The sequence below is a fragment of the Agrobacterium sp. CCNWLW155 genome, assembly GCF_036888815.1.
GTDB lineage: Bacteria > Pseudomonadota > Alphaproteobacteria > Rhizobiales > Rhizobiaceae > Agrobacterium > Agrobacterium radiobacter.
In genome coordinates, this window is sequence record NZ_JBAKFW010000003.1 from 222,241 (window position 1) to 249,082 (window position 26,842).

At 59.5% G+C, this 26,842-nt stretch carries 21 protein-coding genes; 9 read left to right on the top strand and 12 right to left on the bottom strand.

Going from position 1 to position 26,842, the window contains the following annotated elements; genetic code table 11:
• Nucleotides 1-105: 105 nt before the first annotated feature.
• The gene (locus V6S97_RS13575) at nucleotides 106-1,203 is read left to right on the top strand and encodes a TRAP transporter substrate-binding protein (protein WP_003510333.1); all 1,098 of its coding nucleotides are present in this window, start codon (nucleotides 106-108) and stop codon (nucleotides 1,201-1,203) included.
• A gap of 387 nt (nucleotides 1,204-1,590) precedes the next feature.
• Here the strand turns inward: V6S97_RS13575 and V6S97_RS13580 are convergent, their stop codons facing one another.
• Together V6S97_RS13580 and V6S97_RS13585 are read right to left on the bottom strand one after the other, a co-directional pair.
• Complete coding sequence (locus tag V6S97_RS13580) at nucleotides 1,591-3,060, bottom strand: TRAP transporter large permease (RefSeq protein WP_112356263.1); 1,470 nt, start codon at nucleotides 3,058-3,060, stop codon at nucleotides 1,591-1,593.
• A 32-nt stretch (nucleotides 3,061-3,092) separates the two neighbouring features.
• A complete protein-coding gene (locus V6S97_RS13585) occupies nucleotides 3,093-3,632 on the bottom strand; it encodes a TRAP transporter small permease subunit (protein ID WP_003510329.1) in 540 nt (179 codons plus the stop codon).
• Between the two features lie 416 nt (nucleotides 3,633-4,048).
• Here V6S97_RS13585 and V6S97_RS13590 point away from each other — a divergent pair, with 416 nt between their 5' ends.
• Nucleotides 4,049-4,273: an aa3-type cytochrome c oxidase subunit IV gene (locus V6S97_RS13590; RefSeq protein ID WP_003510326.1), complete on the top strand. Its 225-nt coding sequence runs from the start codon at nucleotides 4,049-4,051 to the stop codon at nucleotides 4,271-4,273.
• Between the two features lie 69 nt (nucleotides 4,274-4,342).
• Complete coding sequence (locus tag V6S97_RS13595) at nucleotides 4,343-4,876, top strand: hypothetical protein (RefSeq protein WP_207909203.1); 534 nt, start codon at nucleotides 4,343-4,345, stop codon at nucleotides 4,874-4,876.
• A 15-nt stretch (nucleotides 4,877-4,891) separates the two neighbouring features.
• Here V6S97_RS13595 and V6S97_RS13600 read toward each other — a convergent pair whose 3' ends face one another.
• Nucleotides 4,892-6,145, bottom strand: coding sequence for an NAD(P)/FAD-dependent oxidoreductase (locus V6S97_RS13600; protein WP_112356264.1), 1,254 nt, complete (start codon nucleotides 6,143-6,145; stop codon nucleotides 4,892-4,894).
• Between the two features lie 319 nt (nucleotides 6,146-6,464).
• Between V6S97_RS13600 and V6S97_RS13605 the strand changes: the two genes are divergently transcribed.
• Nucleotides 6,465-8,198 (top strand): methyl-accepting chemotaxis protein, encoded by a 1,734-nt coding sequence (locus V6S97_RS13605; protein ID WP_060726905.1) that lies wholly within the window; start codon nucleotides 6,465-6,467, stop codon nucleotides 8,196-8,198.
• Between the two features lie 79 nt (nucleotides 8,199-8,277).
• Here V6S97_RS13605 and V6S97_RS13610 read toward each other — a convergent pair whose 3' ends face one another.
• The 8 genes from V6S97_RS13610 to V6S97_RS13645 form a co-directional block, all read right to left on the bottom strand.
• Nucleotides 8,278-9,597, bottom strand: a complete 1,320-nt coding sequence (locus V6S97_RS13610; protein ID WP_003510317.1) for an LLM class flavin-dependent oxidoreductase — start codon at nucleotides 9,595-9,597, stop codon at nucleotides 8,278-8,280.
• Between the two features lie 18 nt (nucleotides 9,598-9,615).
• Nucleotides 9,616-10,962, bottom strand: a complete 1,347-nt coding sequence (locus V6S97_RS13615; RefSeq protein WP_080864868.1) for an MmgE/PrpD family protein — start codon at nucleotides 10,960-10,962, stop codon at nucleotides 9,616-9,618.
• Between the two features lie 4 nt (nucleotides 10,963-10,966).
• The gene (locus V6S97_RS13620; RefSeq protein WP_003510314.1) at nucleotides 10,967-11,767 is read right to left on the bottom strand and encodes an amino acid ABC transporter ATP-binding protein; all 801 of its coding nucleotides are present in this window, start codon (nucleotides 11,765-11,767) and stop codon (nucleotides 10,967-10,969) included.
• Between the two features lie 12 nt (nucleotides 11,768-11,779).
• The gene (locus V6S97_RS13625; RefSeq protein ID WP_020811963.1) at nucleotides 11,780-12,562 is read right to left on the bottom strand and encodes an amino acid ABC transporter permease; all 783 of its coding nucleotides are present in this window, start codon (nucleotides 12,560-12,562) and stop codon (nucleotides 11,780-11,782) included.
• Nucleotides 12,559-13,302 (bottom strand): amino acid ABC transporter permease, encoded by a 744-nt coding sequence (locus V6S97_RS13630; RefSeq protein WP_003510310.1) that lies wholly within the window; start codon nucleotides 13,300-13,302, stop codon nucleotides 12,559-12,561. Before V6S97_RS13630 ends, V6S97_RS13625 begins: the two co-directional genes overlap by 4 nt.
• 279 nt (nucleotides 13,303-13,581) lie before the next feature.
• Nucleotides 13,582-14,421 carry a transporter substrate-binding domain-containing protein gene (locus tag V6S97_RS13635; RefSeq protein WP_003510308.1) on the bottom strand — a complete coding sequence of 280 codons (840 nt, stop codon included), beginning with the start codon at nucleotides 14,419-14,421 and terminating at the stop codon, nucleotides 13,582-13,584.
• Nucleotides 14,422-14,727: 306 nt separating this feature from the next.
• The gene (locus V6S97_RS13640) at nucleotides 14,728-17,016 is read right to left on the bottom strand and encodes an NADP-dependent malic enzyme (RefSeq protein WP_099087181.1); all 2,289 of its coding nucleotides are present in this window, start codon (nucleotides 17,014-17,016) and stop codon (nucleotides 14,728-14,730) included.
• A 159-nt stretch (nucleotides 17,017-17,175) separates the two neighbouring features.
• Nucleotides 17,176-18,150 (bottom strand): LysR family transcriptional regulator, encoded by a 975-nt coding sequence (locus V6S97_RS13645; protein WP_162691884.1) that lies wholly within the window; start codon nucleotides 18,148-18,150, stop codon nucleotides 17,176-17,178.
• Between the two features lie 325 nt (nucleotides 18,151-18,475).
• Here V6S97_RS13645 and V6S97_RS13650 point away from each other — a divergent pair, with 325 nt between their 5' ends.
• Both V6S97_RS13650 and V6S97_RS13655 read left to right on the top strand, forming a co-directional pair.
• Entirely contained in the window at nucleotides 18,476-20,905 is a 2,430-nt protein-coding gene (locus V6S97_RS13650) for a glucose/quinate/shikimate family membrane-bound PQQ-dependent dehydrogenase (RefSeq protein WP_334427075.1), read from the top strand.
• A gap of 280 nt (nucleotides 20,906-21,185) precedes the next feature.
• Entirely contained in the window at nucleotides 21,186-22,616 is a 1,431-nt protein-coding gene (locus V6S97_RS13655; protein ID WP_080866852.1) for a mannose-1-phosphate guanylyltransferase/mannose-6-phosphate isomerase, read from the top strand.
• A 65-nt stretch (nucleotides 22,617-22,681) separates the two neighbouring features.
• Here V6S97_RS13655 and V6S97_RS13660 read toward each other — a convergent pair whose 3' ends face one another.
• Nucleotides 22,682-23,404, bottom strand: a complete 723-nt coding sequence (locus V6S97_RS13660; RefSeq protein ID WP_111817895.1) for a CPBP family glutamic-type intramembrane protease — start codon at nucleotides 23,402-23,404, stop codon at nucleotides 22,682-22,684.
• A 222-nt stretch (nucleotides 23,405-23,626) separates the two neighbouring features.
• Between V6S97_RS13660 and V6S97_RS13665 the strand changes: the two genes are divergently transcribed.
• From V6S97_RS13665 to V6S97_RS13675, 3 genes are all read left to right on the top strand, one after another.
• Entirely contained in the window at nucleotides 23,627-24,859 is a 1,233-nt protein-coding gene (locus V6S97_RS13665) for an ABC transporter substrate-binding protein (protein ID WP_003506290.1), read from the top strand.
• 144 nt (nucleotides 24,860-25,003) lie between these two features.
• Nucleotides 25,004-25,906, top strand: coding sequence for a carbohydrate ABC transporter permease (locus V6S97_RS13670; RefSeq protein WP_003506291.1), 903 nt, complete (start codon nucleotides 25,004-25,006; stop codon nucleotides 25,904-25,906).
• Nucleotides 25,899-26,840 carry a carbohydrate ABC transporter permease gene (locus tag V6S97_RS13675; protein ID WP_003506292.1) on the top strand — a complete coding sequence of 314 codons (942 nt, stop codon included), beginning with the start codon at nucleotides 25,899-25,901 and terminating at the stop codon, nucleotides 26,838-26,840. The genes V6S97_RS13670 and V6S97_RS13675 overlap by 8 nt, the downstream gene beginning before the upstream one ends.
• The last annotated feature ends 2 nt before the right edge of the window (nucleotides 26,841-26,842 follow it).

The window sequence follows — 26,842 nt, forward strand, 5'->3', positions numbered from 1 at the left end:
GTGCTTGTCAGCCGGGCGGTAACCGTGCTTACTTTGCTGTGATGCCTGAACAGCAACGAGGGGAATTCAAAGCTGCGGGCAGCGTTCATATCTGGGAGGATATAGATGGATCGCCGTTCCTTTATGAAAAAAGGTGCGCTTGCGGGAGCTGCCACTGCAGCTCTGGCTGCGCCCGCCATTGCACAGCAGAATACCAAGATCAACTGGCGTCTGACGTCGTCGTTTCCGAAATCGCTCGACACGATCTATGGCGGCGCCGAGGATATCGCCAAACACGTCGCCGCTGCCACCGACGGCAATTTCACCATCCAGCCCTTTGCTGCGGGCGAGATCGTGCCCGGCCTGCAGGCGGCCGATGCCGTGTCATCAGGCACGGTGGAAATGTGCCACACCTGCTCCTATTATTACGTCGGCAAGGATCCGACCTTCGCCATCGGCACGGCGATACCCTTCGGCCTCAACGCCCGTCTGACGAACTCATGGTTCTATGAAGGCAACGGCAACAAGCTACTCAATGAGTTTTACGCCAAACACAATCTCTACGGCATGATTTCGGGCAATACCGGCGCGCAGATGGGCGGCTGGTTCCGCAAGGAAATCAATACCGTCGACGATTTCAAGGGCGTGAAGATGCGCATTGCCGGTCTCGCCGGCAAGGTAGTGGAAAAGCTCGGCGTCGTACCGCAGCAGATCGCCGGCGGCGACATCTATCCGGCGCTGGAAAAAGGCACCATCGACGCGGCGGAGTGGGTCGGTCCTTACGACGACCACAAGCTCGGCTTCCAGAAGGTGGCGAAATATTACTATTATCCCGCTTTCTGGGAAGGTGGCCCGGTCATCCATTCCTTCGTCAATCTGGACAAGTGGAACAGCCTGCCGAAAAACTACCAGACGGCGCTGCAGGATGCCTGCGCTTTCGCCAACACCAGTATGATGGCGAAATACGACGCGAAAAACCCGATCGCCATCAAGCAGTTGGTGTCGGAAGGTGCGGTACTGCGGCCGTTCAGCCAGGAAATCCTCGAGGCCTGCTACAAGGCCGCACTGGAAGTGTACGCCAATATTTCGGCGTCCAATCCGGACTTCAAGAAGATCTACGAGGACCAGGTTGCCTTCAAGCGCGAAGGTTATTTGTGGATGCAGCTTGCGGAATACACTTTCGATACTTTCATGATGATCCAGCAGCGTAACGGCAAGCTCTGATTATTCGGTGACGGCGGACCGAGCAAAGGCCCTGGGGATTTCGATCTCCGGGGTTTTTGTTGTGCGCGCATGCCTTCACGTGTCCGACAACAAAGGATGATTTACGATCAAATCCGTTGTGAGCAAAAGCAGCAGGCTCCGCGACCAGCCGGAGTGTCGGCGGGGATTTGCCACGCCGACCTCGGCAAAGGCCCTGCTCTCAACTGTGGAGGTGATGCGATGTGGAAACCACTGAGCATTGCGTTTGCCGTTAGAAAAAAACCGAACAGGCTGGTCACTGACTGTCCGGCTTCATTTCAAACGATAAGCAAAACGGAAGGCAGGGCTGCAACCCTGTCTTCCACTCCGCAATCATAAGCGTTTCGCCAGGTCCTTACAAGACAGCTCTTACGGTCCGATCTTCGGTGGTTCGCCGAGATTAGGCATGCCTGGCAATCCACCCGGCTGACCGAAATTAGGCATGGTGTTGCCGCCCTGATTGCCAAATGAGGGTATCTCGATCTTGATGGAATTCAGATCGACTTCGGGTGCCTTGTCCAGCCAGTAGGTAACGGATTCCGGCCAGAAGATCACGATGGCGACGAGGATGAGCTGCATGCCGAGCCATGGAATGGCACCCATGTAGATATCCGACGTCTTGACCGTGCGCGGTGCGATGGAGCGCAGGTAGAACAGCGCAAATCCGAAGGGTGGATGCATGAAGCTCGTCTGCATGTTGATGCAGATCAGCACGCCGAACCAGATCAGGTCGATACCGAGCGCCTGTGCGATCGGGGCCAGCATCGGGATGACGATGAAGGCGATCTCGAAGAAATCGAGGAAGAAGGCGAGGAAGAAGATGAAGATGTTGACGAAGATCAGGAAGCCGATGGGGCCGCCCGGAATGCCCGACAGCATATGTTCGATCCACAGCGAGCCGTCCATGCCCTGGAAAACGAGCGAAAAGCAGGTGGCGCCGACCAGAATGAACACCACCATCGAGGTGATATGCATGGTGGAATGCATGCCCTGCTTGACGAGATCCCAGCTGAGGCGGCGGTGCGCGGCTGCCAAGGCCATTGCACCGACGACGCCGAGCGCACCGGCTTCGGTGGGCGTTGCGAGGCCGAGGAAGATGGTGCCGAGCACGAGGAAGATCAGCACGATGGAAGGGACCATGCCCGCCAGCACGCGGAACACCAGCTTGCGGTCGAGTTCGCCGCGCGCTTCCGGCGGCAGCGCCGGCAGGTCCTTCGGCCGTACGATCGACATGAACAGGATGAAGAGCATGAAGACGGCGACTTGCAGGATCGACGGGCCGATGGCGCCGAGATACATGTCGCCCACGGATTTGCCGAGCTGGTCGGCAAGAACGATCAGAACCAGCGAAGGCGGGATGACCTGCGTGATTGTTCCCGATGCGGCGATGACGCCGGTGGCAAGCCGCGGATTGTAGCCGTATTTCAGCATGATCGGCAGGGAGATGACGCCCATGGTGATGACCGAGGCGGCAACCGTGCCGGTAATCGCGCCGAGAATTGCGCCGACGATGATGACGGCATAGGCGAGACCGCCGGGAATGGCGCCGAACAGTTTGCCGGTCCCTTCAAGCAGATCTTCCGCAAGCCCACATCGCTCGAGGATCGCGCCCATGAAGGTGAAGAAGGGGATGGCCAGCAGAAGGTCGTTCGAGACGATGCCGAAGATGCGCAGCGGCAGCGCCTGAAGAAAAGCCGGTGAAAAATGCTCGGTGAAGATGCCGATGATGCCGAAAACGAGACCGACGGTGGCGAGCGAGAAAGCAACCGGAAATCCGTAAAGCATGAAGATGATCATGCCGAGGAACATCAGTGGCGGAAGAATACCATATTCGAACATGGGAAATATCCTGAAGGTTCAGATCGGTGTGATCATTGCAGGGGTTTTTCGTACTTCGTATCGAGCGCATAAAGCCCGTTAAGGGCCCCTATGCGCTTGATGAGTTCGGAAAAACCCTGAAGAACCAGAAGAGCGAAACCGGCGAAAATGATGAATTTCACCGGCCAGCGGATAAGACCGCCGGCATTGGAGGACATTTCGTTCTGATGCCAGGACAGGGTGAACATGGGCCAGGAAAGCCAGGCGAGGTAAAAGCAGCCGGGCAACAGAAACAGCACGATGCCGATAATATCCACCCAGATGCGGCTGCGCGGCGAAATCGCGCCATAAATGATGTCCACTCGCACATGTTCGTTCATGCGCAGCGTATAGGATGCGCCTATCAGCACGATGAAGGCGAACATGTACCACTGGATTTCCAGCCAGCCGTTTGAACTGTAGTTCAGGGCGTAGCGGACCATGGCGTTGCCGGCGCTGACGAGGCAGCAGATGAGCACGAGATAACCGGCGACCTTGCCCAGTGCTTCGCTTGCAAGGTCTATCAGCGCACTTAATTTTAAAAGCGACTTCATATAACTTTCCCCTCTTCCCTTTTCGGGCCCTTTGCGGGTTTATGGCGGAGAGCAAAGCCCGGTATCCCTGCTGCAGCCACGCCTCCACGTGCTTCCGCTGCCACAGGCTCCAGAGTTCCTCCCCACAGAATCCCGTGTATGGTCAGGCGGTTCGAAAAGCAACCAAAACCGCCATGAAACAGCTCGACCGAGTGCCCTTTTCAACCGTTTGCGAAAGAATGTTGCCCTATGGCATGTTTCGCCCGGTTGAGCGGTCGTGCTGCATGCCGTTGCCGCTCTTTCACGCAGAACGCATTGCGCTTTTCGGCGACTTCATGTTACCTCTGGCTACGGAGAATCCGGCATGGGTCCGTGATCGTCCGCGGGCAGATTTCCCCGTACGACGGGCATGACGGATGGAGCAAAGGGGAAGCGGAATGAGCGAACACCACACGGGTCCGGTCGAAGTTGGCGCCGAGATGAATTACGCCGAGCACGAAAAGACCTATAACGGTTTTCTGGCCCTGACGAAGTATGGCACCATGTTGCTGTGCGTGCTGATGCTGGCCATGGTCGCGGGGTTCTTCACCGCCGCCGGCTTCCTTGGCGGTGTGGTCGTCTTCGCCGTGCTGTCGGCCGCGGGTTTCTTTCTGCTGCGCTGAACAATCCCGTTCATGAGCGGTTTCCGTTCGGGGAACCGGGCGATGCCGGATAACCGGAGAGGCCAAGCCATGAAGCGCCTGTTTTATTGTTTGTTTCTGCTGGTGGCGATTGCGCATCCCGCTTTGTCGCGTGATCTTTCGCCCGCCGAGCAGGATAGCCTTCGCACACGGATAGAGCGGTTCAGCACGGCTTTGAATGCACAGGATTTCGAGCTTGTCGGCAGGACCGTGCCGCCGAAAATCTTTGAGTTCATCGCACGTGACGCGGGTGTTAGCGTGGAACAATTGCGCGGCGCCTTGATCACGCAGATGCAGATGGCGCTTGCGGCAGTCAAGATAACCGAATTCACCATGGATACGCAGGCAATCACCCTTGCGCAAACGCCTGATGGAACGCCCTATGCGCTCGTTCCGACGAAGACGGTGATGGAAACCGGCGGCCAGACGATCGAGGCGAAATCCCACACGCTGGCGCTGATGGATGGTGCGGACTGGTACCTGCTGAGGGTCAGCGACCAGCAGCAGGTAACTATCCTGCGCAAGGTCTACCCGTCCTTTGCCGAGGTGGAATTTCCTGATGATTCCATGCAGCCGGTAGAATAGACCGGCCTCTTTCGTTCAGGAGAAGCGTCCCGGACGGAATGGGTCGACCGAAATTGCCGTTTCCTCGCCGCTGGCCAGCTGCGTCACCAGACGGGCGGTGGCTGCGGATTGTGTCAGCCCCAGATGGCCATGGCCGAAAGCATAGATCACGGAGGGCGTGGCACGGGCCGTGCCGATGACGGGAAGACAGTCCGGCATCGACGGGCGGAAACCCATCCATTGTTTTCCATCCTCCAGCTTCAGTCCGGGCAGGAAACGCCCAGCCTTCTTCAGCATCGCCTCTGCACGGCGGAAATTCGGCTTCAGTTCCAGCCCGCCAAGTTCGACCGCGCCGCCGACACGGATGCCCGTTGCCAGCGGGGTGACGACAAAGCCATGATCGTTGAAGTAAAGCTGACGCGTCAGGTTGAAAGCGCCGGCGGGAAGGGTGGTGTTGTAGCCACGTTCGGTTTCCAGCGGCACGATGTTGCCGAGCGTCGCGGCAAGCTTTCTCGACCAGGCGCCGCAGGCAATCACCACCTTGTCGGCATCGATCTTGTCGCCGTTTTCGAGCGTCACGATCGTGCTTTCGCCAACGGCATCGATGCGTTCGGCTTCGCCCTTGCGCAGGCTCGCGCCACGGGCAATCACCAGATCGAAAATAGCGCGGGTGAAATCATAGGGGTCGGAGACCTGCAGGCCATCGGTAGAGAATATGGCGTGGCGAAACTGCGGCGCGAGACCGGGTTGCAGCTCTTCGATTTCGTTGCGGCCGACGCGCTCAAAGGTGAAGCCCGCGTTTTCCTTTTCGTCCCAGTCCTTGCGGGCAGCGTTGAGGCTTGCCTCACTGTCGTAAAGATCGAGCGTCCCGGTTTTTGAAACGAGGTGCGAAAGTTCCGGCATGGCGGTGATATGGGCCATTTCCATGGCCGCCAGTCGGTTGATTTCCGTCAGCGATTTCAGCCCGTGGCGGAAGTTGCGCTCGGCGCTGGCGCGCCAGAAACGCCACAGCCAGGGTGCGATCTTCGCCGCATAGGCAGGCGGCACGCTGAGCGGGCCGAGCGGATCGAACAACCAGCGCGGTGCTTTTTTTATGATGCCGGGAGCGGGAATGGGTATGATTTCGGGGAAAGCCAGAATGCCGGCATTGCCGGAACTCGCCCCCCGGGCAACCTCGCCGCGCTCCAGAAGCACTACCTCGCGTCCGGCATTCTGCAGATAAAGCGCCGCCATGGAACCGATAATGCCGGTGCCGATCACCAGCACATCGCATTTCAGGGTTTTGGTCATCGGCGCTCCTGCAACACAAATCTTTCAACCCCGCCATAACAATGAATGCCGCCCGGATGAAAGGCCGCATCGTGTCGCTGGCGCAGAAATATCAGCACTGTGGCAAATAAGCGGTCCCAAATAGACAAGGAGAATATAGTCGCCGTGAAGCATATCGGCAGTCGATTCAGGCTCCCGATCGATAGTTATGGAACATCATTAATCGCTATTTAACGGTGTCCGGCTAGTTTCGCGTGCAGGCGGACCGACCATTTTTCATCTTTATATTTCGGGGATGGAGGAGGTCTGCACATGGATTACTGTTGGGGGTTCAAAAAAGATGTCTCACCTTTCTAAACTCGGTCTGGACGCTTATGCGGTGCTTGATGCGCTCAGCCGCTCGCAGGCCATCATCGAGTTCGATCTGACCGGCAAGATTTTGAAAGCGAACGATAATTTCTGCAAGGCTGTGGGTTATCAGCAGTCTGAAATCGTTGGGCGCTCCCACCGCATGTTCCTTTCTTCCGAAGATGCGGCTTCGCCTGAATACAAGGCCTTCTGGGCAAAGTTGTCGCGCGGCGAATACGATCAGGGCCAGTACCGGCGTCAGGCCAAGAATGGCGACGAAATCTGGATTGAGGCCTCTTACAATCCGGTGTTTCGTTTCGGTAAACCTTACAAGGTGATCAAGATTGCAACCGACATCACCGCGATCAAGCGCAAGAGCGCCGAGGATGACGGCAAGCTGGCAGCGCTTTCCCGCGCGCAGGCCATGATCGAATTTACGCCCGACGGGAAAATCCTCAGCGCCAACGAGAATTTCCTCGCGACGCTCGGTTACACGGCGGAAGAGTTGATCGGTAAGCATCATCAGATGTTCTGCGAGCCGGCCTATGCCCAGTCTCAGGACTATCGGGATTTCTGGAAGGAACTCGGAAAGGGCCACTTCTCGACCGGGCAGTTCATGCGCCTTGGCAAGGATGGCAAACGCGTTTTCATTCAGGCTTCCTATAACCCGATCATTGATGATCGGGGCCGCGTCTTCAAGGTGGTGAAATTTGCTTTCGATGTGACGGACCGGATGCGCGCGGTCGAAGAACTTGGTGCAGCGCTTGAGCGGCTTTCTCAATGCAATATCCGTATTACGCTGGACAAACCTTTTGTCGGCGAGTTCGAAAGGCTGCGTTGCGATTTCAATAAATCCATCGCGGAATTCCAGAAGACGCTGGAAAATGTTCTCGGCCAGACCGGAGACCTGACCCGCAGCAGCCAGGAGGTCAGCGAAGCCTCCGTCAATCTTGCCGAACGCTCGCGCGAGCAGGCGGTGGCGCTTGAGGAAACGTCGGCAGCGCTCGAAGAAATCACCGCGACGGTCCGATCTTCGACTGAGAATATGAAAGAGACGCGCAAGCTTGTTCAGAGCGCGCGGGCATCCACCGTGGCCTCCACCGAGGTCGTGGAGCGGACAGTCGATGCGATGCAGCGTATCGAGACGGCATCGCGGGAAATCAGCCAGATCATCGGCGTGATTGACGAAATCGCCTTCCAGACCAACCTGCTGGCGCTGAATGCCGGCGTGGAAGCTGCGCGTGCGGGCGACGCGGGCAAAGGTTTTGCCGTGGTGGCGCAGGAAGTGCGCGAACTGGCGCAGCGTTCCGCCAATGCCGCAAAGGAAATCAAGGCGCTGATCAACAATTCCGGCACCGAGGTTCTTGAAGGCGTCCGGTTGGTGGGCGAGACCGGCACGGCGCTGAAGCAGATCGACGCGCTGGTCAGGCACATTGACGGCAACGTCGACATGATCGCCAAGGCGGCGGACGAACAGGCTGTCGGCATCAGTGAGATCAACAAGGCGGTCAATCGGCTGGATCGGATGACGCAGGAGAATGCGGCGATGAGCGCCCGCACCACCGTGATCAGCACCACGCTGGCGCAGGGTGCCGATGCGCTGGCGCAGCTTGTCAGCCTGTTCAAGTTGAACCGCCGCACGACGCAGCGCGAAGACGGATCTTCCGTCCGGTCGGAGTCTCCGAATACCGCCCGGCGGGATCGGACGTCGGCGCGGGCGGCATAAAGATCGGGCCCAGGTCCTCTTAGGGGCACTAACCAGATTTGGTGGATGCGGATGCCTTTGATCGGGCATCCGCATAAGGTTATCCCCGCAGAACCGGTCGTGTGATACCGAGATGGTCGCGCAGGGTCGAGCCTTCGTAGTCCTTGCGGAACAGGCCGCGTTCCTGCAGGAGCGGCACGACCTCGCGGTTGAATTCCTCCAGCCCGCCGGGGAAGAAGGGCGGCATGACGTTGAAACCGTCGGCGGCGCCGTTTTCGAACCATTGCTGCATGCGGTCGGCCACGTCTTTCGCCGTGCCCATGACGATGTGGTGGCCGCGGCCGGCGGCGACACGCAGCGCCAGTTCCCGGATCGTCAGCTTTTCGCGGCGCGCCAGTTCCGTCAGAAGTTCGGCGCGGCTGCGCAGCTGGTCGGAAATCGGAAGATCCGGCAGCGGGCCATCGAGATCGTAATCGGCAAGGCTGTGGCCGATGCGTTCTTCAAGCAGCGGCATGGCGCTTTTGATGTCCGTCCAACGGTTCAATTCCTTCAGCTTTTCACCGGCCTCTTCAAAGCTTCTGCCGATGATCGGCATGAAGCCGGGCATCACGGCGACGCTGGCCGGATCGCGGCCGAATTTTTCCACGCGCGCCTTGAGGCTGGTATAGAAGGCCTGCGCTTCGGAAATCGCCTGCTGGGCGGTGAAGACGATATCGGCGGTGCGGGCGGCGAGATCCTGTCCCGGGCCGGAGGAGCCGGCCTGGATGAGAACCGGGTGGCCCTGCGGCGAGCGCGGAATATTGAGCGGTCCCTTGACCGTGAAATATTTGCCTTCGTGGTTGAGGATATGGACCTTTTCCGGATCGACGTAACGGCCTGCCTGCTTGTCCTTGACGAAAGCATCGTCATCCCAGCTGTCCCAGAGGCCGCGCACCACATTCACATATTCTTCCGCCACGGCATAACGCTCGTCATGCTCAGGATGGTCCTTGGAAAAATTCGCCGCCGTGCGGGCGTATGAGGTGGTGACGATGTTCCACGCCGCGCGGCCGTGGCTTAGATGGTCGATGGAAGCGAAGGCGCGGGCGGTGTGGTAGGGCTCGCCATAGGTGGTGGAGGCTGTGGCGGCCAGCCCGATCTTGTCGGTGACCATGGCAAGCGCGGCAAGCAGGGTCAGCGGCTCGAAACGCGCGATCATTGACGGATGGGCGTCGACGCCGCTGGTGAGGCCGTCGGCGAGGAATACCATGTCGAATTTCGCCGCCTCGGCCATTTTCGTAACACGGGTGAGCAGATCGAAATTCTCGCTGCCGGCCTCCGCGTCGGGGTGACGCCAGCCGGAAACGTGGTGCCCGGCGCCCTGCAGGAAAAGGCCGAGATGCATCTGTCTTTTGCGTGTCGTGGTGGTCATGGGGATCATGCCTTCATGTCAGTCGAGTTATATTTGCGATACCAGAAGCGTTTCAAGCTTTCTGAGGTCGGCTGCGGTTTTCATGGACCGCACCAGTGCCGGAATGCTGGCGAATTTTTCATTGCCGCCGGTCGCGTCGGCAAATTTTTCGGTCGGGTCATCAATGCCGGGGAGGCCGTCGACACGGCGCGAGAGCACCGTGCCGTCCTTCTTCGTTACGTCGACGACCACGAAACGGGTGGTGGGATCGGGCGAGAGGCGGCGGGCGGTCTCATCATGCCGGCGTGAGATCTTGGCGGAAAGGGCAAGCAGGTCGGCGCGTGTCGGGTGCTCGTCGAAATGGCCGATCCCGAGTGCTCCATCCGTCAGTGCTGCGGCAAAGACATATTCGGCGCTGAAGCGCGCATCGATGCCGGTGGTGGGCGTGGCCGGTCCAACGAGCGCGGCATCACCGCCGGGCGGGAAGGTGATGGTGACCGCCTCGACCTCATCCGGTGTCAGACCATTGCTGTTGCGGAGCGCCAGCGCACCGACGGCAACGGGATGGCTCGCGGTGCAGCAGGGAAAGGCCTTGAGGGTGAGGCCGGGCGAGACGATCTGCCAGGGTGCGCCCCAGCCGGAGAGAACGCGTTTCGGCTGTTCTGCACCGAAGGCGAAAGCGGAATAAAAGCCGATGGGATTTTCAAGAAAATCCGGCGCGCCCTGAAAACCGGATCGCGCCAGCCGCGCGGCGGTGAGGCCGGCGCGCGTGGCAAGCCCGGCATGCAGCGGCTTGGCGTCATAACCGAATTGCAGGCGAAGTCCGGCCGATTGCGTGGCGGCAAGGCCGAGCGCCACGGCCGTGGTCTGAGGATCGAATTTCAGGATATGCGCAATTGCTGCCGCAGCGCCGATGGGGCCGAGTGTGGCGGTGGCGTGGAAGCCGTTTTCGTAGTGTTTGGTCCCGAGCGACAGGCCGAGACGCGCCATGGTTTCCAGCCCGACGATATAGGCCGCGATGAAGGCATCCGCCGTTGATCCTTCCTCGACCGCGATAGCCAGTAAAGCGGGAATGATGGCGACGGTCGGGTGGCCGCGCACGCTGCCATGGACGTCGTCATAGTCAAGCACATGCCCGGCGTGGCCGTTGATGAGGGCTGCGGTAAAGGCATCCGTGCGCAGATCATGGCCGATAATGCCCGCCGTGCCTGACGCGCCCGGTGTAAAGCTGTCGATCAGGATTTTCGTGCTTCTATCCGCAGCTCCGCCCAGCACGCAGGCGAAAAAGTCGATCAGCGCCGCGCGGGCGATGGCAACCGCCTCGTCGTCGCGCAACGGATCGGAGGCAGCGATGGCCTCGGCCAGATGAAGCGTGAGTTTCTCGTCGGCGGTCATGACATCAGATCCCTTCGCCGTCAGCGACCCGCGCTACCTGTCCTCCGAGACCCTTGACGAAGGCGTTGATGCGGGGATTGGTCGACCTGTAGAAGATGTGCTCCGGCGTGCCCTGATCGACGATCAGGCCGTTTTCGGTGAAGACGATATTATCACTGATTTCTTCGGCAAAACGCATTTCGTGGGTGACGAGAATGCTGGTCATACCGTCATTGACGAGATCACGGATGACGGCGAGCACCTCGCCCACGGTTTCCGGGTCGAGCGCGGAGGTGACCTCATCGAAGAGCACCAGTTCCGGCCGCATGGCCAGCGCCCGGGCAATCGCCACGCGCTGCTGCTGGCCGCCGGAAAGCTGGCCGGGATAGGCATCGACTTTTTGGGAGAGGCGCACTTTTTCCAGCAATTCGCGGGCATGGCGCTCGGCTTCAGCCTTCGGCGTGCCGAGAATCTTGATTGGTGCGATGGTGATGTTTTCCATGACAGTCAGATGCGGGAAGAGATTGAACTGCTGGAAAACGATGCCGATACGCTTGCGCAGTGCGATGCGTTCAGCCTCGGTCTTCAGCTGGTCGACACGGGTGCCGCCGACGGTGATCTTGCCGGATTGCGGGATGAGCAGGCCGTTGATGCAGCGCAGGATGGTGGATTTGCCGGAACCGGAAGGGCCGATGATGGAGACGGCGTCGCCCTTGTTGACCGTAAGATCAATGCCCTTCAGAACCTGATTGTCACCGAAGGACAGGTGTATGCCTTCCAGTTCGACCAGAGCTTTTGCGGCGGTTTGTGGTGCGGGTGCGGACATGGCTTGTTCCAATCAGCGGGAAGCGAAGCGCCGCTCGAGGCGCTGCGTGAAACGGGAGACGGGATAGCAGAACAGGAAGAACGCCATCAGGACAGTGAGATAGACCACGACGGTGAAATCGTTGCGCTGCACGGCGGTGCTGGCGTCTGTCGCGGCATGCAGAAGCTCATGCACGCCGACCAGCGAGGCAAGCGCCGTGCCCATTGTGATGGAGGCATAGAGGTTCATCCATGGCGGCAGCGAGCGCTTCACGCATTGCGGCAGGATGATCCAGCGCAGCGTCTGGTTGCGCGAGAAGCCGAGCCCCTGCGCCGCTTCCCATTGTGCGGTCGGAATGGACTGGATGGCGCCGCGGGTGATTTCGGCGATATGGGCGCTGGCCGGAATAGCAAGGCCGACCACGGCCTTGATCCAGTCCGGAAACGGGATGTAATTGCCGAAAGCGACGATCTCGAAGGGGAAGATGTAGGTCGCGGCAAAGATCAGCACCAGATGCGGGGCGTTGCGGAAGATCTGAACATAGGTCAGCGCCGGCGCGCGCACGAGACGGTAGGGCGCAAGCTCCATGATGCCGAGCAGGACGCCGATGAAGGTGCCGATGGCGATCGCCAGGATGCTGATCAGCACGTTCATGGCAAAACCCTTGGCCAGATAGGGCAGCCATTGCAGCAGCACCTGGCCGAGCGAGGGATCGAGGATCAGCCACAGGATGACTGATATCGCCACGCCGAGCAGCAGAATGGTGCCGAAGGGCGGCTTCTTTACCGCCTGTGTTGGAGAAACCACCGCACTCATTGACCGAACCCCGGAACCGCAAGACGCCGTTCAAGCCACAGACCGGCCCTTGCGACGATAAAATTGATGACGCTGAAGAAGATGAGGATGACGATCATCAGCTCGACCACATTGTCGCGCTGCGTCCAGATCAGGATCGAGGCATAGGTGATTTCACCCACTGCAATTGCCGAGCCGACAGTGGTGAGCTTCACCAGATTGACGAGGTTATTGATGATGGAGGGCAGCGCTGTACGGATCGCCAGCGGAAACTCCACATAGCGTAAAATCTCGAAGGAGCTGAAACCAATCGCGCGGGCCGCCTCGATGGTAGTGGCCGGCACCGCCTCGATACCGCCGCGCAAGGCTTCCGCGTGGAAAGCGGCAATGTGCAGGCCGGTAATGGCAACGACCCAGAAGAAGGGTGTCAGCGGATTGTTCTGTGCGCCGCCGAGTACGTTGGAAATCAGCATGTTAAGCACGAGAAAGCCGCACATCAGCTGCACCAGCGTCGGCGTGTTGCGCGTCAGTTCCACATAGGCGCGGACGGGGCCGGCAAGCCAAGTTTTGCCTGATGTCAGCATGGCTGCGAAAATGAAACCGAAGACGAGGCTGAGCGGCAAGGTGACGGCGACGAGGATCAACGTCATCTTCATGCCGTCGAGCCAGATCTGAACCTCGTAACCGCTGTTCAGAAAGTCATAGTTAAGGCCGAGATGCGCGGCCAGTTCTATGAAGCGCGCTGTAAATGAATCCTGCATCGGAAATCCATGCTGTTATTGCGGGTGCCGTCCGGCGGGCGGCGCCAGAATGGCCTGCCTTGTTATAAAGCAGAAAAGAACGGCAGGCGAAACCGGCCGTTCTTGATGGTTGGGGGAAATCGCGATGATAGCCGCCGCCCTTTCCGTCATGCCGGTCCCCGGAACAAGCCCGGGGATGATCCGGCATCCAGCCGCGGCACGTCCGCGCCGCGAAGGAGACTCTCGTGGTCAAGGACTAGATCGCGCTGGACCCAGACCCGAGCGGGGTTGCCCCGGTCCTTATTGCGCGGCGGAGAGCTTCTTCTTCTGCTCTTCCATATAACCGATGCTGGGCAGGCGGTTGGCCTTGGCGAATTCGATCATCTTGCCGGAAGCGTGCAGTTCCTTGACAATCTTGTCGAGAGCGGCCTGCGTGTCGGCCTCGCCCTTGCGCAGCCAGATGACGGAATCCGACGGGATGAGGTCGGTCGGGATCAGGATGCCGTAATCTTTCCACTCGTCGGCGCGGTCCTGAAGCATCAGGCTCAGCGTACCGTTGACGTGTACGGAAACATCGCAATTGCCGCCCTTCAGCGCCAGAAGCGATTCTGGCTGGCTCGGCAGCGCCTTTACCTGTGCGCCATATTGTTCGATCAGCGGCTGCGTGTAGTTGGAACCTTGCGAAACGCAGGCGATCTTGCCCTTCAGGTCCGGCCAGTCCTTGATGCCACTGTCCTTGCGGCCGATTGCGGCGCCACCCTGGCGGTCATAGGGGGTGGGCACATAATCGAGCGTTTTGGCGCGCTCTTCGGTGTACTGCATGTTGGCGATCAGAATATCGACCTTGCCCTGCTGCAGGAACTGCACGCGGTTGGGCGGCGTCACGGTCTCAGTCACCAGCTCGACGCCGAGACCGGCGGCCAGCGCCTTGGCGACGTCGATGTTGAGACCCTTCTGCTCCTGCGTTTTCGGATCGATAAAGCCGAAAGGCGCGCCGGAGAGGATGACGCCGACGGTGAGCTTGCCGCGACCCTTGATCCGGTCGAGCGTTGCATCCGCGTGAGCGGCGGTTGCCATCGAAGCGATGACGACGGTTCCGGCGATGAGTTTTGCGGCAAATCTGGAGAAAGAAAGGGCCATGGGTATTTCCTTTTGATTGTAGGTGGAAACTACATGAGGCACCCGCCAAGAGCGAGAATTGGCATTGCGCAAAAAATACTATGAATAGAAACCGGTTCCAAGAAAGTTTTTCAGCGGAAAAAATATCCTAATAACCGGAAATCGTAGAATCTTGTTCTTTGTCCCGCCGCTTCGTGTCCTGCCATGGGGCGGGAGAGTAATCCGGATGTTGCTGAGGACCGGATGGCCATATGCGGAGCGAGCGCATCCGGCTTGTTTCTTCTCCCCGCCGGGGAGAAGAAACGTGCTGCAACGTCCCAGCCTGTCTCAACGACCGGCGTTATAGGCCGCGATTGCCGCCATGTTGACGATATCGCTGTCCTTCGCGCCCATCGAGGTGATCTGCACCGACTTGTCGAGGCCGACGAGAAGTGGGCCGATGACGGTCGCGCCGCCCAGTTCCTGCAGCATCTTGGTGGAGATGGAGGCGGAATGGATGGCGGGCATGACCAGCACATTGGCCGGGCCGGAAAGGCGCGCGAAAGGATACTGGCTCTGCATGCGGTGATGGTTGAGCGCCACATCCGCCGACATTTCGCCATCGACCTCGAAATTGACATTGCGCTTGTCGAGGATTTTCACGGCCTCACGCACTTTGTCTGAGCGCTCGCCGGTCGGCTGGCCAAAGGTGGAATAGGCAAGCATGGCAACGCGCGGCTCGTAGCCGAAACGGCGCGCAAGGTGGGCTGCTTCTTCGGCGATGTCGGCAAGGTCCTCCGCGTTCGGCATGTCATGCACGGCGGTATCGGCCACGAAGACGGTGCGGTTGCGCGAAACGACCAGCGAAACGCCGATGACGCGGTGGCCGGGCTTGGTGTTGATGCAGCGGCGGATATCCTCGAGCGCCGTCGAATAGTTGCGGGTAACGCCTGTTACTACCGCGTCCGCATCGCCCATCGCCACCATGCAGGCCGCGAAATGGTTGCGGTCGTTGTGGACCAGGCGCTGCACGTCACGCAGCAGGAAACCGCCGCGCTGCAGACGCGCATAGAGATAATCGACATAGGCATCGACCCGGCTGGAAAGGCGGGCGTTGGTGATCTCGATATTGGCGCGGTCGAGATCGATGCCGGCGCGCTCCGCATTGGCCTTGATGATATCGTCACGGCCGAGCAGGATGGCGGTGCCGAGGCCCTGCGCAGTGAAGGAAATCGCCGCGCGCATGACCTGTTCTTCTTCGGCTTCCGCAAAAACGACCCGTTTCGGAGAGCGGCGCACGCGCTCGTAAAGGCGCTGCGTGGTCGACGCCATCGGGTCGCGGCGGGCGGAAAGCTCGCGGGCATAGGCGTCGAGATCGGGCAGTTCCCGGCGGGCGACGCCGGTTTCAATGGCAGCTTTGGCGACAGCCACCGGAATGGCCGAGATCAGACGCGGATCGAAGGGAACCGGAATGATGTATTGCGATCCGAAGCGCGGGCGGTTGCCCTGATAGGCGGCGGCCACATCGTCAGGCACGTCTTCGCGGGCGAGGTCCGCCAGCGCCTGTGCAGCGGCGATCTTCATCGCGTCGTTGATCTGGCTGGCGCGAACATCGAGCGCGCCGCGGAAGATATAGGGAAAGCCGAGGACATTGTTGACCTGGTTCGGGTAATCCGAACGGCCGGTCGCCATGATGGCGTCGTCGCGAATGCGCGAGACTTCTTCCGGCGTGATTTCCGGATCCGGGTTGGCCATGGCGAAAATGATCGGCTTCGGCGCCATGGAGCGGATCATCTCTTCGCTGAAAGCGCCCTTCTGCGACAGGCCGAACACCACATCCGCACCCTTCATGGCTTCGGCCAGCGTGCGGTTGTTGGTTTTTACCGCGTGCGCGGATTTCCACTGGTTCATGCCTTCGGTGCGACCCTGGTAGATCACGCCCTTGGTATCGCAGAGCGTGATGTTTTCAGGGTTGAACCCCATCGCCTTGATGAGGTCCATGCAGGCGATTGCCGCAGCACCCGCGCCGTTGCAGACGAGCTTCGTGGTCTTGAAGTCACGCCCGGTCAGTTCGATGGCGTTGATGAGGCCGGCGGCGGCGATGATGGCGGTGCCGTGCTGGTCGTCATGGAAAACGGGAATATCCATCAGTTCGCGCAGGCGGCTTTCGATGATGAAACATTCCGGCGCCTTGATGTCTTCCAGATTAATGCCGCCGAAGGAGGGGCCGAGGTAACGCACGCAATTGATGAACTCATCGGCGTCTTCGGTGTCGACCTCGAGATCGATGGAATCGACATCGGCGAAGCGCTTGAACAGCACCGACTTGCCTTCCATGACCGGCTTGGAGGCGAGCGCGCCGAGATTGCCGAGACCGAGGATGGCCGTGCCGTTGGAGATGACCGCCACCATGTTGCCGCGCGTGGTGTAGTCGTAAGCGGTCGCCGGATTTTCGGCGATGGCTTTCACCGGCACGGCCACGCCAGGCGAATAGGCAAGCGACAGATCCCGCTGCGTCGCCATCGGTTTGGTCGGGGTGATTTCCAGTTTCCCGGGTCTGCCTTCCGCGTGGAAATCCAGGGCTTCCTGATCCGTAACCGATGTTCTTGTGCTGGCGGGTTTCGTCGTGTCGGACATGGGCTGAGCGTGCTTTCCTGTCGATAATAGTGTAAAAATATCCGCCGTTGTTATTGTATTTTTCGCGCGCCTGCCAAGCCTTGAATGTTGTTCAGTGCAGCAAATTTAAGCGTGATGAAATTTGTGGCCGATTCAATCGATTAATTCCTGTCTTTCGTGTCAGAGGCTTGGCCGATAGGCATGACGGGCCATGTTCACGAAGGCTTCGACATGCAGGGCGAGGGCGCCGCGCCTGACGACCAGCACACAATCGGACCACGCATCCGCGCTCTCCAGTGGCACGCCGGCAATGCCCCTTGCGGAACGCACGGTGGTTTCCGGCAGGATGGAAATGCCCGCACCCGCCTCCACGAGCGCGAGGATCGTATTGACGTTGGCGATACGCATGCCGATTTCCGGCGTGCAGCCGGCATCCTCGAAAAGCGAAAGCGCGCTGCTGCTGAGGCCAAGGCCAATCTCGTCAACCGGCAACAGCAGTTTTTCGCGCACGATATCGCCGACCGAAATCCGCGAGCGGTTGGCGAGTGCGTGCCGTTCCGGCAAGGCGACGCAAAGTTTCGAACGATCGAAGGGCATGGCGCGCAAGGTCTGCGGCAGCGAGGGAAGGGGCGCGCGAATGAAGGCAACATCGGTCTTGCGGGTCGCCACCTGCTCGATCAGCTGCTCCATCGTCATGCCGGGCAACAGTTCAAGCGTCACATCAGGGTGTTCGTCGCCATAGCGGGTAATCAGCGCCGGCAGTTTGCGTTCCGCCATGACACTGGTGCCGTAGCCGATGCGCAGCGTGCCGAGCTGGCCGCGCCTGATCTGCTGCGCCTTTTCCAGCGCGCCTTTGGTGCGGGCAAGGATTTCTTCCGCCTCGATGAGCATGGATTGGCCGGCAGGCGTGAGTTCCACACCTCGATTGATGCGGTGAAAGAGCTTGAAGCCCAAATTTTCCTCCAGCTGCCGGATACGCTGGGTCACGGCAGGCTGGGCGATGCCGAGCTGCAGGGCGGCGGCGCGAAAGTTTCTGGCCCTTGCGGCTTCCACGAATATTGTGAGTTGGCGAATATCCATCGGCGGACAGGTCTTTGTGTTGTCGTGCTTGGTGTGATATAAGTATAGCTTATCAAAATTGCCCGTCTTGCGCATTGTCATCTTGTCGCAGGCGACGTTATACCGCAGCCAGTGTTTCGCTCGTCTTTGCCGCTTATGCGGGCATTGGCGATACGAACCGGGGAGGATTTGTTCAAGCACCTTGTCCGCCGTCCATGGGGCCGGCGGTTACCTGCAGTGAATGGGTCAAAATGACAGTCACGACGGAAGTCTTCCCCACCATTGTTCCCCGTTCAGCCGCGCCGCCTCCGGCGCATCTTCGCCTGGCCGCAATGGCCGCGAACTGTCCCGGCTTTGCCGGACATTGAACGATCATCGGGCTTCAGCCTTTTGGGCGGCTCTTCTAACCGGACATTCTTTCATGGGTAATCCAGCAACTTCACTATCGCTCCCAGCCAGATTATGGCTGTTGGTGCTCGGCGCGGTCATCATTGCCGCAGGCCTGTTCTTCGCCATTGGCGGCGGCCAGCTCGCGGCCCTCGGCGGCAGTCTTTACTTCATTGCGGCGGGCATCGCGTTGATCGTCTCCGGCCTGCTCATCCTGTTGCGCAAGTCTGCCGGCGCGCTTCTCTTCGGCCTCGTCGTTGTCCTCACCGGCATCTGGGCGGTGTGGGAAGCCGGGTTGCACTTCTGGCCGCTCATTTCCCGCCTTCTGGCGATAGGTGTCGGCGCCGCTGTCGTTGCGCTCTCCTATCCCCTCTTGCGCCGTGCGGCAGGCAAGACCCCGGCATATGGCACTTCTTTCGCCATTGCCGCCATTCTCGCCATCGCTTCCGGTGCAGGTTTTGCCGGCATGTTCGTGCCGCATCCGACCGTCGCCTTCAATGGTGAGGCGGCCGCGCTGACGCCGGTAACCCCGGAAACCGAGCAGAAGAACTGGGAGCATTACGGCAATACGTCCGGCGGCAGCCGCTTTGTCGCGCTCGACGAAATCACCCGTGACAACGTCAAGAACCTCGAAGTCGCATGGACTTACCATACCGGCGACACCCCGATCAGCCCCGGCGCGAATGGTGCGGAAGATCAGGAAACGCCGCTGCAGGTTGGCGACACCGTGTTCCTTTGCACGCCGCACAATAATGTCATCGCTCTCGATGCCGATACCGGCGCTGAGAAATGGAAGACGGAAATCAACGCGAAATCCTCCGTCTGGATGCGCTGCCGCGGTCTTGCCTATTTCGACGCCAAGGCGCCGCTGAAGCAACCGACCGCACCAGGTTCCACGCCGGTTACCCCGGCAATCGTGGCTGAAGGCGCGCTTTGCCAGCGCCGTATTCTGATGAACACCATCAATGCGGAACTGATTGCGCTTGATGCCGACACCGGCGCGTTCTGCCCTGACTTCGGCACCAATGGCCGTGTCGATCTGAAGATCGGTCTCGGTAATGCGCCGGACCCGCAATATGTGCTGACCTCGGCCCCTACACTGGCGGGAACGACCGTCGTGGTCGGCGGCCGTATCGCCGACAACGTACAGGTGGATATGCCCGGCGGTGTTATGCGCGGTTTCGATGTGGTGACGGGCGCGCTTCGCTGGGCCTTCGACCCCGGTAATCCTGATATCACCGGACTGCCGCCCGAAGGGCAGACCTACACGCGTTCCACGCCCAACGTCTGGGCGTCCATGTCCTACGATCCGGAGCTGAACACCGTCTTCATGCCGGTCGGCAGCCCTTCGGTGGACTTGTATGGCGCGACGCGCACGCCGCTCGACCATAAATATGGTGCTTCGATGCTGGCGCTCGATGCCACTACCGGCCGGGAAAAATGGGTCTACCAGACGGTTCATAACGACCTCTGGGACTTCGACGTGCCGATGCAGCCAAGCTTCATCGATTTCCCGAAAGCGGATGGAACGACTGTTCCGGCACTGGTCTTCGGCACCAAGGCGGCGCAGATCTATGTTCTCGACCGGGCGACCGGCCAGCCGCTGACGAAGGTTGAAGAAGTTCCGGTCAAACCCGCCAATATTCCGAACGAGCCCTATGCGCCGACACAGCCGCGCTCGGTCGGCATGCCCGAGATCGGTGCGCAGACCCTGACGGAAGCGGATATGTGGGGTGCAACCCCGTTCGACCAGCTTCTTTGCCGTATTGCCTTCAAGGGAATGCGCTACGAGGGGCTCTATACAGCGCCGGGTACGGACCTCTCCCTGTCATTCCCGGGTTCGCTCGGCGGCATGAACTGGGGCGGTCTTTCGACTGACCCGACGACGAACACCATTTTCGTCAATGACATGCGCCTCGGCCTCTGGATTCAGATGAAGGAAGCCGCACCCAGCAAGGCAACGGCAAGCGGCGGCGAAAGCGTCAATACCGGCATGGGCCTCGTGCCTATGAAGGGTACGCCCTATGCCGTCGACAAGAACCGTTTCCTTTCGGTTCTCGGCATTCCTTGCCAGGCTCCGCCCTATGGCACGATGACCGCGATCGACATGAAGACCCAGAAGATCAAGTGGCAGGTGCCTGTTGGTACCGTCGAGGATACCGGGCCTCTCGGCATCAAGATGGGCCTGCCCATCCCGATCGGCATGCCGACGCTTGGCGGCACGCTTGCCACACAGGGCGGTCTCGTCTTCATCGCCGGCACGCAGGATTATTATCTGCGCGCCTTCGATACGGCGACCGGCAAGGAAGTCTGGAAGGCCCGCCTTCCGGTCGGCAGCCAGGGCGGTCCGATGAGCTACAAGTCTCCGAAGACCGGCAAGCAATATGTCGTCATCTCGGCCGGTGGTGCGCGCCAGTCGCCCGATCGCGGCGACTATGTGATCGCCTATGCGCTGCCGGATTGATCTTGGCGGTTTATCACTCTGAAAAAGGAACCCCGGGGCATGGTCCCCGGGGTTTTTCTTTGCCCTTGGCCGGAGTGCGAGGCCATTCCGTGCGGAACCTTGCACCCTCCCTTGCGTTAGGAAAACGGTCCTGCCGGCAAAACCCCGCCGTTCACCAAGCTTTCACAAGGCGAATTTATGAGCTTGCGCTTATCCGCCCGTGAACCGATGATGGCGGCATTTCGAAATATGTATATTGTCCGGCGCGCCGGGAAATTTTTAGAGTTGGAAAGGTTTTGTTGTGAAGGAACACTCTCGAAAGATCACGCCGGTTCTTCTTGCCGGCGGTGCTGGTTCCCGGCTTTGGCCGGTATCGCGCGATCAGTTGCCCAAGCAGTTCCAGCCGCTGGTCGGCAATCTTTCGACCTATCAGCAGACGCTGCAGCGGGTGGGCGACAAGAGCCTTTATGCCGAACCGCTTGTGATCACCAACGAGGATTTCCGTTTCTTCGCTCGCCGCCAGGCGGAAGAGATCGATCTGCCGGCAACGGTGGTGCTTGAGCCCGCCCGCCGCGACAGCGCCGCCGCGATGGCCGCTGCCGCCGTGCTTGCCGAGCGCCGCGAGCCCGGATGCCTGGTGCTGGCGCTTGCCGCCGACCATGTGGTGCTCGATGCCCAAAAGTTTTCCGATGCCGTGAAGCTCGGCGCAAAAGCCGCCGATCAGGGCAATATCGTCGTCTTCGGCCTCGTGCCGACCGAGCCGCGTACCTCCTACGGTTATATCAAACCGGGCGAGGCGATCGACGGCGAGGAAGACCTCAGCACCGTCGATGCTTTTGTCGAGAAGCCGGATGTGAAGACGGCGATCTCCTACTTGGAAAAAGGTTATCTCTGGAACTCCGGTAACTTTCTGTTCCGTTCCGATGTGATGATCGCCGAACTGAAGGCCTTCGCGCCGGAGATCCTTGCCGCGGTGACGCAGGCCGTCGAGCAATATGAAAGCGACCTCGGTTTCGTGCGCCTGCATCAGGAAAGCTTCGAGGCTTCCCCGAAAAACTCCATCGACTACGCGGTGATCGAGAAGACCAAGCGTATGGCGGTGGTGCACGGCCATTTCCGCTGGTCGGATATCGGCAGCTGGGATGCGATCTGGGAGATTGCCGACAAGCGCGGCAACGACAACGCACTGGAAGGTAACGGCGTCTTCATCGATTCCGAAGGCTGCCTCATCCACTCCACGCAATTGCTGACGACGGTGGTGGGCGCGAAGGACATGGTGGTGGTGGCCACCAAGGATGCGGTTCTGGTGGTGCCGAAAAACCGGGTGCAGGATGTGAAGGGTCTGGTGGAAAAGCTGAAGGACAGCGAGCACGCGCCACAGACGCAGACCCACAAGCGCGTCTATCGCCCCTGGGGTTATATCGAACACATGTATGTGGACGAGCGTTACCGGGTGGGCCACATCACGGTCGATCCCGGCCACCGCATTTCGTTCCAGAAACACTATCACCGCTCGGAACACTGGATCGTCGTGAAGGGAACCGCGACTGTCACGATCGGCGAGGAAACCCGGCTGCTGACGGAAAACCAGTCGGTTTATATCCCGATCGGCCAGCCGCACCGGCTGGCAAACGAGGGGCAGATTCCGCTCGAACTGGTCGAAATCCAGACCGGGGCCTATATCGGCGAGGACGATGTCATCCGCATCGAGGATGATTACAAGAGGCAATAGGGGCGCTGCCTACGCAAAGGGAACATAAGGCGAGGTGGACATAAGTCCGCTTCGCCTTTTTTGGTTCAGGCAGCCAGCGCGTTCACGCAATGGGCAAAGCCATGGGACAGTATCGCCGCTTCCAGTCCCCGACGCCAGAATAGCCACCCGAAGATGAGGCCGGGAATAAAGTTGCCGAGCAGCACCGCAAGGACGAGCGCCGGTTGCGGCTGAGCGGCGATCGTGAACAGAAACGGCAGATGGCCGGCGGCGAAGAGAGCTGCGGCGATTATGATGGCAGCCCATACAAGAGATGATCGGATTTCCCCGCTTCCTGTCATGCGCCAGAGGGCCCATGCGAAAAACGACATCAGGCCCCACCGGGTCAGCAGCTCTTCCGTGATGCCGCCATATAAAATCCGGGTCGCCAGCGGGACGTCAAATCTGGTCATTTTTGCCAGGGTTGCCGCATCCGTGATCATGGGCAGGATCACCGACGAATAGATGATCATCAACACGGCGACGGCAATGCCCGCCGCAAGCGCAGGCGGCAACTGTCTTCGCAGCACTGCGCGCGTATTGTCACCCTGCAACCAGCTATCGATCAACGGGGCGCCAAGCCCGAGTTTCGCGGCAAGAGCCTGACCGGTTGCCACCGCTGTAACGGTCAGGATTGCCGGCTGGACGAGGATCAGCAGGCGCATAGCCAATGAAGCTTGCTGCCCCGGTATAAGCTGCTCAAACGTTGCCAGTAAAAGCGATGCGACACCGGTCAGTCCGATGATCAAAAGAATATGCCAGCGTTTCATGGTCTCTTTCGCCTGTTTTCCTCACCATGAGGTCTGTAAATGACCGGCATTGCGTTTGGATTACGCGGTCCAATCCCCTGCGTCGCTTGGCTGTTCGGCATATTTACTGCCCGTTCGAAATGCCTCCTGACGGTGGTGGCGAGATTCGTATTTTAGGCGGTTGCCTAATCAAAAATCTTCGCATACGTTCCAACTGCAACGTTTCAGTGAGGGAGGAGACTCATGCGAATGCGTGTTATTTCTGCGGCTTTTCTGGCCAGCGTCATGATTCCGGCGGGTATTGCCGGGGCCACCGATCTTGAGGTGACCCATTGGTGGACATCAGGCGGCGAAGCCGCTGCCGTCGCCGAACTGGCCAAGGCTTTCGACGCGACCGGCAATAAATGGGTGGACGGCGCGATTGCCGGTTCGGGCGGCACGGCCCGGCCGATCATGATCAGCCGCATCACCGGTGGCGACCCGATGGGTGCCACCCAGTTCAACCACGGCCGGCAGGCGGAAGAGCTTGTCCAGGCAGGCCTGATGCGCGATCTTTCCGATGTTGCCGCAAAGGGTAACTGGAAAGATGTGATCAAGCCGGCAAGCCTGCTCGACAGCTGCACCATCGACGGCAAGATCTATTGCGCGCCGGTCAATATCCATTCCTGGCAATGGCTGTGGCTTTCCAATGCGGCCTTCAAAAAGGCGGGCGTAGAGGTTCCGAAGAACTGGACGGAATTCGTCGCAGCCGCACCGGCGCTGAAAAAGGCGGGCATCCAGCCGCTCGCGCTTGGCGGCCAGGCATGGCAGGCGAACGGCCTGTTCGACACGCTGACGCTTTCGATTGGCGGCAAGGACCTTTATCAGAAGGTCTATGGCGACAAGGATGCCGAAGCGGCAGCCGGGCCTGAGATGGCCAAGATTTTCGCGGCTGCCGTCGAGGCGCGCGACATGGCCAAGGGCACCAATGTTCAGGACTGGAATCAGGCCACGAATATGGTGATAACGGGCAAGGCCGGCGGCCAGATCATGGGCGACTGGGCGCAGGGCGAATTCCAGCTTGCCAATCAGAAAGCCGGCACGGACTATTCCTGCCTTCCCGGTCTGGGCCTCAGTGAATACCTCACCACGGGTGGCGACGCCTTTTATTTCCCGGTTTTGAAGGACGAGGCGAAAACCAAGGCGCAGGACGTTCTTGCCGCAACCATTGTTGATCCGAAAACGCAGGTTGCCTTTAACCTGAAAAAAGGCTCGCTGCCGATCCGCGGCGACGTCGACCTCAATGCAGCCAATGACTGCATGAAAAAGGGTCTGGCAATTCTGGCCAAGGGCAATGCGCTGACCAGCACCGACCAGCTGATTTCTGCCGATACGCAGAAACAGAAGGAAGACCTGATGGCGGAGTTCTTCGCGGGCTCGATGTCGGCAGAAGACGGGCAGAAGCGCTTCGCGGACATTATCGGTTCGGCTGACTGATTGTGATCTCTCCGGATCGGGGAGCGGTTCGCTGCTCCCCTTTCCAACGTCCGGCTTGCGCCAGAACAGTTGGCACTGGTCGGGGTTTCACGCGGCGGGGCTTTTTGCTCGGTCGTTGACTGTAACGTTACAGGAGGAGGTAACATGGCAGGTCAAACGCGCTCAGGGCGTCCCAACCAGCTTTTCCGCAATCTCAATTCCAAGATTGCCTCCATTCCCATGATCCTAACCGCCATGGTGATTTTCCTTGGCGGAACGATCTGGACGGTGATTTATTCCTTCACCAATTCCAAGCTTCTGCCGCGGGCAAGCTTCATCGGTTTTGACCAATATGAGCGGCTGTGGGCCGCGCCGCGCTGGATCGTGTCCATCCAGAATCTCGCGATATACGGCGTGCTGTCGCTGATCTTCAGCCTCGTCATCGGCTTCGTGCTGGCGGCGCTGATGGACCAGAAAATCCGGTTTGAAAACACCTTCCGCACGATATTTCTTTATCCCTTCGCCTTGTCCTTCATCGTTACCGGCCTCGTCTGGCAATGGCTGTTGAACCCGGAATTCGGCATCCAGTCCGTGGTCCGCTCGATGGGTTGGGAAAGCTTCACCTTCGATCCGCTCTATAATTCCCAGATCGTCATTTACGGCATCTTGATTGCAGCGCTCTGGCAGGGCACGGGGCTCGTCATGTGCCTGATGCTCGCCGGTCTTCGCGGTATCGATGAGGATATCTGGAAAGCTGCACGCGTCGACGGCATTCCGATGTGGAAGACCTATATTCTCATCATCATTCCCATGATGCGGCCCGTCTTCATCACCACGCTCGTCATCATCGCCAGCGGCATCGTCAAGGTTTACGATCTGGTGGTGGCGCAGACCAGCGGTGGGCCGGGCATCGCCTCCGAAGTGCCGGCGAAATATGTCTATGACTATATGTTTCAGGCGCAGAACCTGGGGCAGGGCTTCGCCGCCTCGACCATGATGCTTCTGACCGTCGCCATCATCGTCATCCCATGGGCCTACCTCGAATTCGGAGGCAAGAAGCGTGGCTAATATCAGCACACTGAACACGGTCGCCGCCGCAACCGATGCGGTTGCCCAGGACCTTTCCGGCCCGCGCGGCAAGAAGCCAAGGAAAACCTTTTCCCGCCGCAACATCATTCTTTACGGCACGCTGTTCGTTGCCGCCGCCTATTACCTGCTGCCGCTATACGTGATGGTTGTCACCTCGCTGAAGGGCATGCCGGAAATCCGGCTGGGCAACATCTTTGCGCCGCCGGTGGAAATCACCTTTGAGCCCTGGGTGAAGGCCTGGGCCAATGCCTGCACGGGATTGAACTGTGACGGGCTTTCGCGCGGATTCTGGAACTCGGTGCGCATCCTCGTGCCGTCGGTCGTCATCTCGATCATCGTCGCTTCCGTCAGCGGTTACGCCATCGCGAACTGGAAGTTCAAAGGGTCAGAACTGTTCTTCTCGATCCTCATCATCGGTGCCTTCATCCCCTATCAGGTGATGATCTATCCGATCGTCATCGTGCTGCGCGAAATGGGCGTTTATGGCACGCTGACCGGCCTCGTCATCGTGCATACCATCTTTGGCATGCCGATCCTGACGCTGCTGTTCCGCAATTATTTTGCGTCGCTGCCGGAGGAACTGTTCAAGGCGGCTCGTATTGATGGCGCCAATTTCTGGCAGATTTATTTCCGCATCATGCTGCCCATGTCACTGCCGATCTTCGTCGTGGCGATGATCCTGCAGGTGACCGGCATCTGGAACGACTTTCTGTTCGGCGTGGTGTTCACGCGGCCGGAATATTACCCGATGACCGTGCAGCTCAATAACATCGTCAACTCCGTGCAGGGCGTGAAGGAATACAACGTCAACATGGCCGCAACCCTACTGACCGGGGCTGTGCCGCTGATCGTCTATTTCGTCTCCGGCAGGCTTTTCGTCCGCGGCATTGCTGCAGGCGCAGTAAAAGGTTGAGT

Bases quoted from the DNA above. Each gene is read 5' to 3' on its own strand.
- V6S97_RS13615 (WP_080864868.1), bottom strand. From the start codon at position 10,962: ATGACCGCCGACGAGAAACTCACGCTTCATCTGGCCGAGGCCATCGCT.
- V6S97_RS13630 (WP_003510310.1), bottom strand. From the start codon at position 13,302: ATGCAGGATTCATTTACAGCGCGCTTCATAGAACTGGCCGCGCATCTC.
- V6S97_RS13595 (WP_207909203.1), top strand. From the start codon at position 4,343: ATGAAGCGCCTGTTTTATTGTTTGTTTCTGCTGGTGGCGATTGCGCAT.
- V6S97_RS13665 (WP_003506290.1), top strand. From the start codon at position 23,627: ATGCGAATGCGTGTTATTTCTGCGGCTTTTCTGGCCAGCGTCATGATT.
- V6S97_RS13660 (WP_111817895.1), bottom strand. From the start codon at position 23,404: ATGAAACGCTGGCATATTCTTTTGATCATCGGACTGACCGGTGTCGCA.
- V6S97_RS13580 (WP_112356263.1), bottom strand. From the start codon at position 3,060: ATGTTCGAATATGGTATTCTTCCGCCACTGATGTTCCTCGGCATGATC.
- V6S97_RS13605 (WP_060726905.1), top strand. From the start codon at position 6,465: ATGTCTCACCTTTCTAAACTCGGTCTGGACGCTTATGCGGTGCTTGAT.
- V6S97_RS13640 (WP_099087181.1), bottom strand. From the start codon at position 17,016: ATGTCCGACACGACGAAACCCGCCAGCACAAGAACATCGGTTACGGAT.
- V6S97_RS13600 (WP_112356264.1), bottom strand. From the start codon at position 6,145: ATGACCAAAACCCTGAAATGCGATGTGCTGGTGATCGGCACCGGCATT.
- V6S97_RS13635 (WP_003510308.1), bottom strand. From the start codon at position 14,421: ATGGCCCTTTCTTTCTCCAGATTTGCCGCAAAACTCATCGCCGGAACC.
- V6S97_RS13650 (WP_334427075.1), top strand. From the start codon at position 18,476: ATGGGTAATCCAGCAACTTCACTATCGCTCCCAGCCAGATTATGGCTG.
- V6S97_RS13575 (WP_003510333.1), top strand. From the start codon at position 106: ATGGATCGCCGTTCCTTTATGAAAAAAGGTGCGCTTGCGGGAGCTGCC.
- V6S97_RS13610 (WP_003510317.1), bottom strand. From the start codon at position 9,597: ATGATCCCCATGACCACCACGACACGCAAAAGACAGATGCATCTCGGC.
- V6S97_RS13645 (WP_162691884.1), bottom strand. From the start codon at position 18,150: ATGCGCAAGACGGGCAATTTTGATAAGCTATACTTATATCACACCAAG.
- V6S97_RS13625 (WP_020811963.1), bottom strand. From the start codon at position 12,562: ATGAGTGCGGTGGTTTCTCCAACACAGGCGGTAAAGAAGCCGCCCTTC.
- V6S97_RS13585 (WP_003510329.1), bottom strand. From the start codon at position 3,632: ATGAAGTCGCTTTTAAAATTAAGTGCGCTGATAGACCTTGCAAGCGAA.
- V6S97_RS13590 (WP_003510326.1), top strand. From the start codon at position 4,049: ATGAGCGAACACCACACGGGTCCGGTCGAAGTTGGCGCCGAGATGAAT.
- V6S97_RS13620 (WP_003510314.1), bottom strand. From the start codon at position 11,767: ATGTCCGCACCCGCACCACAAACCGCCGCAAAAGCTCTGGTCGAACTG.
- V6S97_RS13670 (WP_003506291.1), top strand. From the start codon at position 25,004: ATGGCAGGTCAAACGCGCTCAGGGCGTCCCAACCAGCTTTTCCGCAAT.